Source organism: Rhodococcus sp. (in: high G+C Gram-positive bacteria), from assembly GCF_049591685.1.
Classification (GTDB): Bacteria; Actinomycetota; Actinomycetes; order Mycobacteriales; family Mycobacteriaceae; genus Rhodococcoides.
The window spans coordinates 1-13,539 of record NZ_JBAWFH010000393.1 but is presented as its reverse complement, the minus strand read 5'-3'; the positions used below and the strand labels follow the sequence as shown (position 1 = coordinate 13,539).

Below are 13,539 nucleotides of genomic sequence, written 5' to 3'. Positions count from 1 at the left end.
GCACGGGTGTGGAGAACGAACTACGCGCTCTTGACGGCCATGACGGTCGGCACGATCATCGGCTTGCGGCGGTACTTGTCGGCAACCCAACGCCCGACAACTCGGCGTACTGCCTGCGCGATTCGGTGCGTGTCCGTGACGCCGTCCGAGGCGAGACGCTGCAATTCTGCCTCGACCAGTTGTCCGGCTTCCTTGAGAGCAGCCGGATCGTCGGAGAAGCCGCGGCCGGATACCTCAGGAGCCGTAACCGCGCGTCCGGTCGTCGAATCCACGGCAACGGTGATGGCGATGAACCCGCCCTCCCCCAGCACCAGTCGGTCCGACAACGTGGAGTCGCCGACGTCGCCGACGGACAGGCCGTCAACGTACACGTAGCCGACGGGCACCTGGCCGACGATGCGTGCGAGCCCGTCGACCATGTCGACGACGACGCCGTCCTCGGCGAGAATTACACGATCCTCCGCGACGCCGGTGGCCTTCGCGAGGGCTGCGTTGGCCCGCAGGTGTCGCCATTCGCCGTGTACCGGCATCGCGTTGGTCGGCCGAACTGCGTTGTAAAGGTAGAGCAGTTCGCCTGCTGAGGCGTGGCCCGAGACGTGCACCTTGGCGGTCTGCTGGGTGACGACCGTCGCTCCGCGCTTGGCCAGCCCGTTGACCACGGCGAAGACCGAATTCTCGTTTCCGGGAATCAGCGATGATGCGAGTACGACGAGGTCGTTGGCCTTGACGTTGATCTGACGGTGTTCACCGCGGGCCATCCGGGACAGGGCCGACAGCGGCTCGCCCTGCGATCCGGTGGAGATCAACACGAGTCGATCGTCCGGCAACGTCGCGGCCGTGTCGACGTTGACCTCGAGGCCGTGGGGCACCCGAAGGTAGCCGAGGTCCTGCGCGATCTGCATGTTGCGGACCATGGAGCGGCCGACGAACGCGATGCGACGGTTGTACCGTTCGGCGACGTCGATGACCTGCTGAATGCGGTGCACGTGGCTGGCGAACGACGCGACGATGACGCGCTGTTTGGCCTTGCCGATGACGGTGTCGAGAACGCCGCCGATTTCACGCTCCGGAGTGACGAATCCCGGGACCTCGGCGTTGGTGGAGTCGACGAGGAACAGGTCGACGCCTTCGTCACCGAGCCGGGAGAATCCCGCGAGGTCCGTCAGTCGGCCGTCGAGTGGAAGCTGGTCGAGCTTGATGTCACCGGTGTGCAGTGCGAGGCCGGCCTCGGTGCGGATGGCGATGGCGAGCGCGTCCGGGATGGAGTGATTGACTGCGAAATACTCGCACTCGAACGGCCCGTGGGTGGTTTTCTGGCCCTCGATGACCTCGACCAGGTTCGGACGGAGTCGGTGTTCGCGGCACTTCGCCGCAACCAGCGCGAGCGTGAATTTGGACCCGATGACCGGTACGTCGGGGCGTAGGCGCAGTAGGAAGGGCACCGCTCCGATGTGGTCCTCGTGGCCGTGCGTCAGCACGACCGCCTCGACGTCGGACATCCGGTTCTCGATGTGCCGGAAGTCGGGAAGGATCAGATCGACGCCAGGCTGCTGGTCCTCGGGGAAGAGCACGCCGCAGTCCACGATCAGGAGCTTGCCTTGATGCTCGAAGACCGTCATGTTGCGGCCGATCTCACCGATTCCGCCGAGGGCGACGATGCGCAGGCCCTTGAACGGGGCCCTTGGGGGCGTGCCGAGCCGATCCGTCGGATCGAACTCCTTGCGAGGCTCGTCGCGCCGCGGATCCGGGCGCTGCGTCCGCGCCGAGTTCTGCACGACGGGCTTCGAGCCTTGCGCGGGCTTCGAGCCTTGCGCGGGCTTGGAGGATTGCGCCGGCTTGTCGGCGGGCGGGCCTGCGCTTCGGGTTGCGCGGCCGCGGGATCGTGCTGGTCGACTCATACAAGAACTCCTGCTGCTCGCAGGTCAGCTGCGAGCAATTCGATTTGGTCGATGCTCGGTGGCACCTGGGGAAGTCTGGGTTCACCGACGTCGAGTCCGATGAGGCGTAGCCCGGCCTTGGATGCGCTGACGCCTCCGAGGCGAGCGACAGACCGGATGACGGGGATGAGGCTCGCGTTGATCGCTTGTGCGCGTGCGATGTCGCCCACCATGAATGCGGTGTGCAGCTCGCGCAGACGAGCGGGGACGAGGTGTCCGATGACACTGACGAAGCCGGTGGCTCCGACGGACAGCCACGGAAGATTGAGCGGATCGTCGCCCGAGAAGAATTGCAGTCCCGTGGTGGCGAGGAGTTCGGCGCCTGCGTTCAGATCGCCTTTGGCGTCCTTCACTGCCAGGATGCGCGGGTGCTCGGCCAGCCTACGCAGCGTTTCGGTCTCGATGGGGACGACCGATCGCGGCGGAATGTCGTAGAGCATGACCGGGAGGTCCGTGGCGTCCGCTACCGCTGTGAAGTGAGCGTACAGCCCGGCCTGAGGCGGACGCGAGTAGTACGGAGTGACGACGAGCAGACCATGAGCCCCTGCGCGAGCCGCGTCGCGTGCCAGTTCGACACTGTGGGCGGTGTCGTTGCTTCCGGCTCCGGCAATGATGCGGGCACGGTGCCCGACGGCCGAGATGACGGCGCGCATGAACTCGAGCTTTTCGTTCTCGGTGGTGGTGGGTGATTCACCCGTGGTGCCGGCGAGGACCAATCCGTCATGACCCTGCTCGACCAAGTGGTGAGCCAGCCGCACTCCCGCATCGATGTCCAACTTACCGTCGGCGGTGAAGGGCGTCACCATGGCGGTGAGCACCGTACCGAACGGCAGCTGGGTAGGAGGAGCGGCGTCACCGTATGTCATGGTCAGCAAGGCTACCCGGTGCAATGCAGCCGATCTCGCGGTGGGACGGAAGTTGCCCGGTGGGGTGTGGTCACACCTCGGTGACGAACGGACTGTGCGCGACTTCGGAGCCGTCGGGCAGCATCGAAATCTCGAAGTCGCCGAACACGTCGGGCGCCACGGCAGCGAGCTGACGTAGGCATTCGACGGCGACACGCCTTATTTCGACGTCGGCGTGCTCGGATGCACGCATGGACACGAAGTGCCGCCACGCGCGGTAATTTCCCGTCACGACCACTTTGGTCTCGGTGGCGTTGGGGAGCACCGAACGCGCGGCTTGGCGAGCCTGTTTGCCCCGCAACGCCGAACTGCTGACCGATTCGAGTTTGTCTTCGAGTGCTGTGAGCAGTTCGACGTAGGCGGCCCGGCTGGCATCGGTCGCCCCGTCGAACAACGCTTCCAGATCGGGATCGCCCGCGATGGCCGGTGGCACGATGACCTTCGCTTCGCGCTCGGGCACGAACCGCTGCGACAGCTGCGAGTACGAGAAATGCCTGTGCCGGATCAGCTCGTGTGTGCACGAGCGGGAAATTCCGGTGATGTAGAAACTGACGGACGCGTGTTCGAGTACCGACAGGTGCCCCACGTCGAGCAGGTGCCTCAGGTAAGACGCGTTCGTCGCGGTGCGCGGATTGGGCTTGGACCAACTTTGATAACAGGCGCGCCCAGCGAACTCCACAAGAGCCTGACCCCCGTCTGCATCCGTCTCCCACGGGATGTCGGGGGGCTCGACGAAGTCGGTCTTCGCCACCAGTTGAACCTTCAGTGACACCGTGTTCGACACCGTCGTCCTCCGCTCGAGCTGCAAGAAATCACTTCGACACTATCCGCGTGTCACGGTGACGCCTTGCGTGACGCCAATTATGGCGTCAGTATGGCGTCATGGAACTCGACAAGTACACCGCTTCTCTCCGCGCGGATCTGCTCGCAGCCGCCGCACTCGGCGACGAACACACCCGCGCCACGGCAGATGCTCTCGGGGGCGCCGCCCAGGCGTCCGCTCGGTTGATGCTGCTGCAGGCCCTGTCGGACTTCGCCGACGAGATCACCGAGCAACTCGACGGACGGGCGGTACACGTCAAGTTCGCCGGCAATTCGGTATTCGCGGATATCACCGAAGATGCCGTTCTTACCGACGGCCCGACCGACACCGGCCGGACGGCACCCGGGGGCGAGGACTACCCGACCATGGACGACGTCACCGGCGAGATGCGTCGCGTCACGCTGCGCATGGTGGAACACGTGAAGGAACGCGCCGAGGAGGCCGCGTCCATGAACGGTGTATCACTGAACTCCTGGCTTTCACAGGCAGTTCAGGGCGCACTCCGCGATCAGATGCGGAAGCCTCGCTCGTACTGAGCTAGCGTTTTTCCCGCCATTCCCGCTCGAAGGGCAACCGCCACGCGTGTGGAGCGATCAATTGATGAATGGCGTTCGGGCCCCACGATCCCGGGGAGTACTGCCGGACCGGCGGCGGGTCAGCCAGCAGCGGTGCCGAGACGGCCCACAATCGTTCGATGCCCTCGGCGGTGGTGAACAACGTGTGGTCCCCGTGCATCGCGTCGAGGATCAAGCGTTCGTATGCTTCGAGCACGTCGGAAGCCCGTTCGGTCTCCTGGATGCCGAATTGCATGCTGAGCTTGTCGAGACGCATTCCCGGGCCTGGCCGTTTACCGTAGAACGACAGGGAAACCTTCGACGCGTCGGCCAGGTCGAAAGTGAGGTGGTCCGGTCCGTGCGCTCCGACTCCCGATCCCGCGGGGAACATGCTCTTCGGCGGTTCGCGGAATGCGATGGAAATGATGCGTTGCCCCTCGGCCAGTCTCTTGCCGGTGCGTAGGTAGAACGGCACGCCGGCCCAGCGCCAGTTGTCGATCTCGCACTGTAGGGCCACGAACGTGTCGGTGTCCGAATCCGGTGCGACGCCAGGCTCGTCGCGGTAGCCGTTGTACTGGCCGCGCACGACCTTCTTGGGGTCGAGCGGCAACATGGACCGGAACACCTTGTTCTTCTCTTCGCCGATGGCATCGGGTTCGAGCGCGGTGGGTGGTTCCATGGCCATGAACGCCAGCACTTGGAACAGGTGGGTTACCACCATGTCCTTGAACGCTCCGGTCGACTCGTAGAAGTTGGCCCGCCCGTCGAGCGTCAGCTTCTCCGGGATGTCGATCTGGATGTGGTCGATGAAGTTGCGGTTCCAGATCGGCTCGAACAGTCCGTTGGCGAATCGGAACGCCAGGATGTTCTGTGCGGGTTCCTTGCCGAGGAAGTGATCGATCCGATAGATCTGATCCTCGGCGAACGTTTCGTGCAATTTCGCGTTGAGGTCGCGAGCGCTGGCCAGATCGGTACCGAAAGGCTTCTCCATGATGATGCGCGAGCCCTCGACGAGACCGGCCGCGCCGAGCATCTCGACGACGGCGAGTGCGGCCCTCGGAGGTACGGACAAGTAGTGCAGCCGCCTCGCTTCTGGCCCGAGTTCGTGCTCGGCCTGCGCGACGGCGTCGTTGAGCGCCTGCGGGCCTGCCTTCTGCGAGACATAGCTCAACTTGCCCGCGAACTGTCGCCATTGCTCGTCGGTGACTTTGCGCGAAGAGAACTCGTCGATCGCCTCGAGTGCCATTTGCCGAAACTCGTCGCTGGTCATTTCCTCCAGCGACGTGCCCACAACGCGAATTCGAGGGGCGAGGTCGGACAGTGCGAGATGCATCATTCCCGACAGCAGTTTTCGACGGGCGAGGTCGCCGGTCGCCCCGAAGAGCACCACGACCTGAGGGGGCAGTTCTTCGGAACGTTCGATTGCGGGGGTCACGTCGAAAATAGTGGCACCTTTCTCTCTTCCTCGCCGACTCTCTACTGCTCGCCGAGCCACATGTTTATCCTTCTCGGCCATTACCCGATATTCGACAACGCACGCACCAGGTCTCCGCGTTCGCCGACGACGACGGTCTCGAAGTCCAACCAGTCGGCCATCTCCCTCAGCGCCGGAAGAAGCCGAGCGGCGATCGTCACGGTGTCGCGGTCGCCCTCGACGAACGCTCCGAGAACATGCAACTCCGATCGTGCTCGATCGCCCTTGAGGTCCACGCGCGCGACGAGCTCGCCGTCCAACAGGAAGGGAAATACGTAGTAGCCATGCACCCGTTTGTGCTGCGGGGTGTAGATCTCGATCCGATAGTGGAAGTCGAAGATGCGTTCCATCCGTGGCCGGAAGAAAATCATCGGGTCGAACGGGCACAGCAGCGCCGTGCCCCGAGCTACCCGCGGAATGCGGGCATCGACGTGCAGGTACGCCGGCGTCGACCACCCGCGGACCGTCACCGGCTCGAGGGTGCCGCTCTCGACGAGGTCTGCGACTGCCGACTTGGTCTGCTTCTGCGAAAGCCGGTAGTAGTCACGCAGATCCGGCTCGGTCGCGACACCGAGCGCCGTTGCCGAGCGCGTGACGAGTTGCCTGATCGCCTCGCTCTCGTCGACGCGACGGGCCAGAACCTCGGCGGGAATCACCCGTTCGACGAGGTCGTAGTGCCGGACGAACGAAGCCCGCGTCGCCACCGAAACGACACCGGCCGCGAAGAGTTGCTCGCACACGATCTTGACCTCGCTGCGGTCCCACCACGGACCTTTTTTGCCGGGCCGCCTCACGTCGAGCGCCTGCTCGATGTCCCCGGCGCTGGACGGGCCGCGATCGGCGATGACATCGAGTACGTCGTCCGTCAGGGTCGGGTTCTTCTCGACGATCGTCTTCGCTCCGCCCCAGCGCCCGTGGCGGTACAGCTCGGTGCGCCACCGCATCAGCGGCCAATCCTCGACGGGGATCAACGCGGCTTCGTGTGCCCAGTACTCGACGAGTCGGCGTGGGCTGCGGGCAGTGTCGGTCCACGCCGCCCTGTCGATCACTGCCCGGTCGTATTTACCGATCCGACTGAACACCGGCGCGTAGTGAGCGCGAACGAGTACCGATACCGAGTCGATCTGCAACAGCTGCGTGCGGTCGATGGCCCTGCGCACGGCGCGAGTGGAAGCACGGGTATCGGTGACGGCACGAGGAGAGGCCAGTCCCTGCGCGGCCAGTGCCGTCCGCCTGGCCATTGCCGCACTCATCTCGCGCATGTGACCACCTTGCCACCGGGGTACGACACGTCCGCGCTCGCACCGTGACTCAGGGCGCCCAGCCGTGCGAACGCGCGATGTCTTCCATCGTCGCGACGAGTTGACTCAACCCCGGCTCTTCGACCGGGAAGTGACCGCACCCGTCCAACATCACGAGAGCAGTCGGGACGGGGATTCGCCGCAGGAATGCAATGCTCGATTCGGGCGGCGTCCAGGTGTCGGCGGCAGGATGAACCAGCGTCACCTTGGGCCCGGCGTACTCCTCGGGAGCACGGTGTCGGAAGGACAGGAAGCTCGCCAGGAATGCCAGTGGCACCGACACCCCGCCGCCCAATGGATCGTCGGCACACGTGCGAGACAGTTCTGGGTCGAGGCTCATCTTCCCGATGTCCATGAGCCACCGCACCGGGACTCGACCCTTCCCGAAGGCAGGGACGGCGAATTTCAGGAGCGCAGGCGCGTGGCGTCCGACGGGCCCGTATCGCGCGGCATGGGACCGCGCCGTAGCGTCCGACGGATCCAGGAGGCATGTCGCGATCACATCTGCCACTTCGCCTGTTCGGGCTGCGACCTCGTATGCAAGCATCCCGCCCATGCTTGCGCCGAAGAGAACGAGAGGACGAGAATCTCGGGCACGTTCCGCGACGACCAAGTCGCACAGCATGTCGATCCAGTCGGCGTACCGAACGTTGTTCGGCGTGGGGACTTCGGTTCGTCCGTACAGCGGCATGTCGGGAAAGATGACTTCGGCGCCGCGCTCGGCCGCGAGAGCGGCGAACGGCCACAATGCGCCCGAATGACCGCCCGCCCCGTGGATGGCGAGCACTCTGACCGGCGCGTTCGCTGCAGTCGCTGTTGCAATATGGATCCGACAGTCACGCCAAGCCCACATCGAGGACGACGGGGTGATCGCTGCTCGGTACCGCGGCGGCAAGAACTTCGCATATCGGTCACCGGTCACGCTGGAGAGCTTAGACGTCGGCGGCTCGACCCATCAGCGTCGCCGCCAACGTTCCGCCCAACTCGTAGCACGCATCTCGGGACGCCTTGTCGACCGAGGTCACCTCGAGTGCACCGGCGACCTGATCCAAACCCCATCCGGTGACGATCTTTCGGATTGCAGAGACCGCACCGACGGTGTCGTTGTTGCCGTGGACCCACAGCCCGAACGGACGGCCGGCCACGGCGTCCAGGCACGGGTAATACGTCGTGTCGAAGAAGTGCTTGAGTGCACCGCTCATGTATCCGAAATTCGCGGGAGTTCCGAACAGATACCCGTCGGCCTTCAGCACGTCGGGAACCGTAGCTCCCAGTGCCGGCACGCTTTCGATGTCGACGCCCTCGATATCGGGGTCGTGTGCACCGGCGAGAACGGCCTCGAGCAGTTCTCTCGTGGGCGGTGACGGGGTGTGGTGGACGACCAGCAAGGTGGCCATCTCAGGTGGCCGTCTCGTTCCGTTCGAGCGCGACCGCTCGTTTCATGGTCTCTCGGGCACGTCCGCGATCACCCGCATAGTCGTAGGCTCGGGCGAGCCGGTACGAATTACGCCAGTTGTCGGGATCCTTCTCCCATTCGCCTTTGACCTGCTGAAACAGTTCGTCTGCTGCTTCGCGAGCGATGCGCCCGGACGGCATTCGCGGCAGATCGGCCACGTCGAGTTCGAGGTCTTCGTCGCGTACGCGGGACGCAAGGTGTTGGTGTTCGAGCCCGGCCTTCAGGGTTGCACCCACGATCCAGATACCGATGATGGGGAGCAGAAGAACGCCCACACCGAGTCCGATGTTGACGAAACCACCCGTGTTGATCAGAGAGATGCCGCGGGTTCCGAGCAGGTAGAAGTAGAAGCCGAGAATGAGCACCATCACGCCGATGACGAGGACGACTTTCGTTGCCTTGTTCATCGTCGTCACAGATCGAGAAACGGATCGAGGCCGACGGTGAGTCCCGGCCGAGAGCCGATCTCCCGGACGCCCAGCAACACGCCGGGCGCAAACGAGGTGCGGTCGAGCGAGTCGTGCCGGATGGTGAGCGTCTCACCGAGGGTGCCGAAGAGAACTTCCTGGTGGGCGATGAGCCCTGCGAGACGGACCGAATGGACGCGAACGCCGTCGACCTCGGCTCCCCGGGCTCCGTCGAACTCGGAAGTCGTGGCGTCCGGACTCTTCGGGACTCCGGCTTCGGCGCGCGCCTTCGCGATGAGCTCGGCGGTGCGGTAGGCGGTTCCCGACGGTGCGTCCGCCTTGTTGGGGTGATGCAGTTCGATGACCTCGACCGACTCGAAGAATCGTGCGGCTTGTTCCGCGAAGCGCATGGTCAGCACCGCACCGATTGCGAAGTTGGGCGCGATCAGCACGCCCGTCGAAGGTGACGCCGTCAGCCACGACCGCACCGAGGCCAGACGCTCGTCGTCGAATCCGGTGGTTCCGACGACTGCGTGGATGCCGTTCTCGACGAGAAACCTCAGGTTGTCCATGACAACGTCGGGATGCGTGAAATCGACGACCACCTGAGCGGATGCGTCCACGAAATCCGAAAGCGAATCGCCCTGATCGACGGTTGCAACGAGCGCCAGGTCCTCGGCAGCGTCGACGGCAGCGCAGATCGCTTGCCCCACCTTGCCGCGGGCCCCGAGAACGCCGACCCGGATAGGTGCTTGTGAACTCACTTCTGCTCCACTCTTTCTGTCGTCTTCTGCTCCCGCAGGAGCCTACTCGAGGGAAGCGGTGCTGGATGGACCGCTACGGCTGGTCGAACAGGATGATCTGACGGATGGCATTTCCGTCGGCGAGTTCGTCCATGCCGCGGTTGATGTCATCGAGTGCGATTGTCGAACTGATGAGCTTTTCCACGGGCAACCTGCCTTCGCGCCACATCTGCGCGTACGTCGGGATGTCTCGCGACGGCACCGCCGATCCGAGGTAGCTGCCGACGATCGTGCGGGCTTCGGCGACGAGGCCCAGCGGCGAGATCGACGACCGAGCGTCCGGAGCCGGGAGGCCGACCGTAATGGTCTTGCCACCGGGAGCAGTTGCCGCAACAGCGGCTTCGAATGCACGAGCGTTGCCTGCGGCTTCGATGACGATGTCGGCCTTGATCCCCAGCTCCTCCCGTTCCGCAGGCGAATAGGTGTGCGTAGCACCGAGTTCGCGAGCCGTAGCCAGTTTGTCGGGCACACCGTCGACTCCGATGACGTCGCCTGCCCCGACCGACACCGCCGTCAGAACGGCCGCCATGCCGACGCCGCCCAAGCCGACGACCATGACCGACTGCCCCGGCCTGGGCTGCCCGGCGTTGAGCACTGCTCCCCCGCCGGTCAGTACGGCGCATCCGAGGACCGCGGCTACGTCCGCCGGGACGTCGTCGTCCACGGGTACGACCGACTTGCGGCTGACCACGGCGTGGGTCGCGAAGCCGGATACGCCCAGGTGATGCTTGACCTCGGCACCGGACCGCGTCAACCTCGCCCCGCCCTCGAGCAGGGTGCCTGCGTTGTTGGCCGCACTCCCCGGGATACACGGCATCTGGCCGTCGGTGCGACATCCTGCGCACTTACCGCATCGCGGAAGGAAGGTCATCACGACGCGAGTCCCGATCGCTACGTCGTCCACGCCGGCGCCGAGGGCCTCCACACGCCCCGCGGCTTCGTGTCCGAGCAGCATCGGGACCGGCCGCACGCGGTTACCGTCGACCACCGACAGGTCCGAGTGACACAGACCCGCGGCTTCGATCCGCACCAGCAACTCGCCCGCGCCCGGGGGCGCGAGGTCGAGATCGGAAATGGTGATGGGGTGCGAGTCGGCGAACGGCCGGGACCGCCCGATTTCTTCGAGAACAGCGCCGCGGATCTTCATGGCCTCACTCTAGAGCGGTAGCCGCGGCCGCAGCAGATGGGCGACGAGCCCCGTCCATCCCGTCTGGTGCGAGGCGCCGAGTCCCTCACCGGTGTCGCCGTCGAAGTACTCGTTGAAGGTGGGGTGCGCACTCCACAGTGGATCGTCGCTGGACTCGATGCGATCGCCGTCGGCGGGCCGTTTGCCGTCGACCGGCCGGAAAAGCGACGCGAGCCCGTTGTCGATCAGATCCGCGGCATCGGTGAGCGTCCGGTGATTGCCCGAACCGGTCGGGATCTCGATGGTGAACGAATCGCCGTAGTGCCGGCCGTAGGCGCGCAATTTGTCGGCGAGGAGCACGTTGACCGGGAACCAGATGGGGCCCCGCCAGTTGGAGTTGCCACCGAACATGCCCGTTCGCGACTCACCCGGCTCGTACTCGATGGACACCGAGCGTCCCTCGATGTCGTACGTAACCGGCTCACGATAGGACGCCGACAACGAACGAATACCGAACTGCGACAAGAATTCCTCCGAGTCGAACATTCGCGCCAACACCCTTTTCAGGCGTTCGGGTTCGACGAGTGACAACATGATGCGGACTTCGTCGCCATCTTTTCGGGCGAGCAGCGAGTGAACCATCTCCGGGCGCCGTCGTTGCACCCACCGGAGGCGAGCCGTCAGGTCCGGGCACTCTTCTTCCACCCAGGACGGGATCTCGGTCGCGCCGAGGATGGGGAGCAGTCCGACCATCGAGCGTACCCGCATCGGTACCGCGTCACCCTCGGGAGGCACGAGCACGTCGTAGAAGAATCCATCCTCTTCGTGCCACAGCGAGATGTGTTGCGAACCGAAGGATTTCACTGCCCGTGCGATCGAGAGAAAATGGGAGAAGAATTTGGTGGCCACGTCGTCCCAGGCGCTGTCGTGCCGCGCGAGTTCGAGTGCGATCTTGAACATCTGCTGGCAGTAGAACGCCATCCAACTGGTCGCGTCGGATTGCTCGAGACGAAATCCGGGCGGCAGCGGCGCGGAGCGATTGAACAATCCGATGTTGTCCATCCCGAGGAAGCCGCCCTCGAAGATGTTCGACCCCTCCGAGTCCTTACGGTTGACCCACCACGCGAAGTTGAGCAGCAATTTGGTGAACACCCGCACGAGGAATCCGCGGTCGCGGTAGCCGTCGATCCGGTAGACGTGCCACGCCGCCCAGGCATGGACCGGTGGGTTCACGTCGCCGAACTCCCACTCGTAGGCCGGTAGCTGCCCGTTGGGATGCATGGACCACTCCCGGCACATCAGCACGAGTTGTTCCTTGGCGAAATCGGGGTCGACGTGTGCGAGCGGAATGGTGTGGAAGGCGAGGTCCCACGCCGCGAACCACGGATACTCCCATTCGTCCGGCATGGAGATCACGTCGGCAAGAGCGAGGTGACGCCAGTGCGCATTCCGCGCTTTGGCGCCCTGTCGCGATTGCGGCGCGGGTTCGCCCACCTTGTCGCCCTCGAGCCACTGCTCGGCGTCATAACGGTAGAGCTGCTTGGTCCACAGCAGACCGGCGTACGCCCGACGGGCAACGTGCCGGTCGTTCGCGTCGAGTTCGCCTCCGACGACATTGCTGTAGAATTCGTCGGCCTCGCTGCGCCGGTCGGCCATCACGGCGTCGAAGCCGCGACCGAACGTTTGCTCGTCGGGCGCGTTCGTGGACAACCGAAGCTTGACCGCTGTGGTCGCACCGGGTGCTATGTCGTCGAACGAAAACCAGAAGGCCGACTTCGTGCCGGTCTGCTCGGGATTGACCGCGTCATGGTCATCGCCGACGACTCGCCGTCCTATCCCGTCCTTGCTGTACTTCGATCGGTTTTCCTGACCCCACAGCTCGGCGGCATTGGTTTCGTTGTCGCAGAACAACACTGCGGGATGCCCCTCGGCACTGAGGTAGTACTTGCCGAGGAAACCGTGCTCGGCGCCGATCGAACGCATCCGACCCGACGGTAGCTGCGGCGGCACTATTTCCGAGAGCACACCGCCGCGCTCGTCGCGGCCCCACGCCCACGTGTTGCGAAGCCACAGATGCGGCAGCAGGTCGACCGACGCTGCGTCCGGACCGTGATTGGTGATGGATATGACGATGCAGATGTCGTCGGGAGAGGCCTTGCCGTACGTCACCTGCACGTCGAAGAAGCGGTTCTCGTCGAGCATTCCGGTGTCGGACAGTTCGTATTCGCGCTCGTCCCGCCCACGCTTCGCGTTCTCCTCGCGCAACTGTCGGTAGGGGTATTCCGCCTGCGGGTAGCGGTAGAGCCATTGCATCCAGCTGTGCGTCGGGGTGCCGTCGACCACCCACCAGTACTCCTTGGCGTCCTCCCCGTGGTTGCCCTCACCGTTGGTCAAGCCGAACAGCCGCTCCTTCAGGATCGGGTCCTTGCGGTTCCACAGGGCGAACGCGAAATTGAGAAACCCGAATCTGTCGCTGATGCCGCCCAACCCGTCCTCGCCCCAGCGGTATGCGCGCGCATTGGCCTGATCGAACGGAAACGACTCCCATGCGTCGCCGTCGGACGAGTAGTCCTCGCGCACGGTTCCCCACTGCCGTCCGGCGAGATACGGTCCCCACTGCCGCCAGGGGCCCGTGACGCCCGGCGACTCGGCGAGCCGCGAGTGTTCCGCGGTGGGCGGCGTGGAGGGGGTGTCAGCAGCGTCGGTCACGGTGCCCAGTCTGCTATCTGGACCCCGCCCCTGCACCTTACGGG

General features: G+C 64.8%; 12 protein-coding genes. 1 reads left to right on the top strand and 11 read right to left on the bottom strand.

Going from position 1 to position 13,539, the window contains the following annotated elements:
* Positions 1 to 20 precede the first annotated feature (20 nt).
* The 3 genes from WBQ44_RS16455 to thyX all read right to left on the bottom strand — a co-directional run bounded on the left by WBQ44_RS16455 (position 21) and on the right by thyX (position 3,626).
* Positions 21 to 1,898 carry a ribonuclease J gene (locus WBQ44_RS16455; protein ID WP_495567744.1) on the bottom strand — a complete coding sequence of 626 codons (1,878 nt, stop codon included), beginning with the start codon at positions 1,896 to 1,898 and terminating at the stop codon, positions 21 to 23.
* Positions 1,895 to 2,803 carry a 4-hydroxy-tetrahydrodipicolinate synthase gene (gene dapA / locus WBQ44_RS16450; RefSeq protein WP_495567743.1) on the bottom strand — a complete coding sequence of 303 codons (909 nt, stop codon included), beginning with the start codon at positions 2,801 to 2,803 and terminating at the stop codon, positions 1,895 to 1,897. Before dapA ends, WBQ44_RS16455 begins: the two co-directional genes overlap by 4 nt.
* Before the next feature lie 70 nt (positions 2,804 to 2,873).
* The gene (gene thyX / locus WBQ44_RS16445; RefSeq protein ID WP_495567742.1) at positions 2,874 to 3,626 is read right to left on the bottom strand and encodes an FAD-dependent thymidylate synthase; all 753 of its coding nucleotides are present in this window, start codon (positions 3,624 to 3,626) and stop codon (positions 2,874 to 2,876) included.
* A 98-nt stretch (positions 3,627 to 3,724) separates the two neighbouring features.
* Here thyX and WBQ44_RS16440 point away from each other — a divergent pair, with 98 nt between their 5' ends.
* Entirely contained in the window at positions 3,725 to 4,201 is a 477-nt protein-coding gene (locus tag WBQ44_RS16440) for a hypothetical protein (RefSeq protein ID WP_495567741.1), read from the top strand.
* Position 4,202: 1 nt separating this feature from the next.
* Here the strand turns inward: WBQ44_RS16440 and zwf are convergent, their stop codons facing one another.
* From zwf to WBQ44_RS16400, 8 genes are all read right to left on the bottom strand, one after another.
* Positions 4,203 to 5,735, bottom strand: coding sequence for a glucose-6-phosphate dehydrogenase (gene zwf / locus WBQ44_RS16435; RefSeq protein WP_495567740.1), 1,533 nt, complete (start codon positions 5,733 to 5,735; stop codon positions 4,203 to 4,205).
* Positions 5,735 to 6,955, bottom strand: a complete 1,221-nt coding sequence (locus tag WBQ44_RS16430) for a winged helix-turn-helix domain-containing protein (protein ID WP_495567739.1) — start codon at positions 6,953 to 6,955, stop codon at positions 5,735 to 5,737. Before WBQ44_RS16430 ends, zwf begins: the two co-directional genes overlap by 1 nt.
* 49 nt (positions 6,956 to 7,004) lie before the next feature.
* Positions 7,005 to 7,916 carry an alpha/beta hydrolase gene (locus WBQ44_RS16425; RefSeq protein ID WP_495567738.1) on the bottom strand — a complete coding sequence of 304 codons (912 nt, stop codon included), beginning with the start codon at positions 7,914 to 7,916 and terminating at the stop codon, positions 7,005 to 7,007.
* A 10-nt stretch (positions 7,917 to 7,926) separates the two neighbouring features.
* Entirely contained in the window at positions 7,927 to 8,391 is a 465-nt protein-coding gene (locus WBQ44_RS16420) for a flavodoxin family protein (protein WP_495567737.1), read from the bottom strand.
* A gap of 1 nt (position 8,392) precedes the next feature.
* Positions 8,393 to 8,857 carry a hypothetical protein gene (locus tag WBQ44_RS16415; protein WP_495567736.1) on the bottom strand — a complete coding sequence of 155 codons (465 nt, stop codon included), beginning with the start codon at positions 8,855 to 8,857 and terminating at the stop codon, positions 8,393 to 8,395.
* Between the two features lie 5 nt (positions 8,858 to 8,862).
* On the bottom strand, positions 8,863 to 9,621 hold the full coding sequence (dapB, locus tag WBQ44_RS16410; protein ID WP_495567735.1) for a 4-hydroxy-tetrahydrodipicolinate reductase: 759 nt from the start codon (positions 9,619 to 9,621) through the stop codon (positions 8,863 to 8,865).
* 73 nt (positions 9,622 to 9,694) lie between these two features.
* The gene (locus WBQ44_RS16405) at positions 9,695 to 10,807 is read right to left on the bottom strand and encodes a zinc-binding dehydrogenase (RefSeq protein WP_495567734.1); all 1,113 of its coding nucleotides are present in this window, start codon (positions 10,805 to 10,807) and stop codon (positions 9,695 to 9,697) included.
* A gap of 9 nt (positions 10,808 to 10,816) precedes the next feature.
* Positions 10,817 to 13,495: an MGH1-like glycoside hydrolase domain-containing protein gene (locus WBQ44_RS16400; RefSeq protein ID WP_495567733.1), complete on the bottom strand. Its 2,679-nt coding sequence runs from the start codon at positions 13,493 to 13,495 to the stop codon at positions 10,817 to 10,819.
* Between the last annotated feature and the right edge of the window lie 44 nt (positions 13,496 to 13,539).

Excerpts from the sequence above, each read along its gene's own strand:
- WBQ44_RS16455 (WP_495567744.1), bottom strand. The coding sequence starts at position 1,898 with ATGAGTCGACCAGCACGATCCCGCGGCCGCGCAACCCGAAGCGCAGGC.
- dapA (WP_495567743.1), bottom strand. The coding sequence starts at position 2,803 with ATGACATACGGTGACGCCGCTCCTCCTACCCAGCTGCCGTTCGGTACG.
- WBQ44_RS16440 (WP_495567741.1), top strand. The coding sequence starts at position 3,725 with ATGGAACTCGACAAGTACACCGCTTCTCTCCGCGCGGATCTGCTCGCA.
- zwf (WP_495567740.1), bottom strand. The coding sequence starts at position 5,735 with ATGGCCGAGAAGGATAAACATGTGGCTCGGCGAGCAGTAGAGAGTCGG.
- WBQ44_RS16430 (WP_495567739.1), bottom strand. The coding sequence starts at position 6,955 with ATGCGCGAGATGAGTGCGGCAATGGCCAGGCGGACGGCACTGGCCGCG.
- WBQ44_RS16420 (WP_495567737.1), bottom strand. The coding sequence starts at position 8,391 with ATGGCCACCTTGCTGGTCGTCCACCACACCCCGTCACCGCCCACGAGA.
- WBQ44_RS16415 (WP_495567736.1), bottom strand. The coding sequence starts at position 8,857 with ATGAACAAGGCAACGAAAGTCGTCCTCGTCATCGGCGTGATGGTGCTC.
- WBQ44_RS16405 (WP_495567734.1), bottom strand. The coding sequence starts at position 10,807 with ATGAAGATCCGCGGCGCTGTTCTCGAAGAAATCGGGCGGTCCCGGCCG.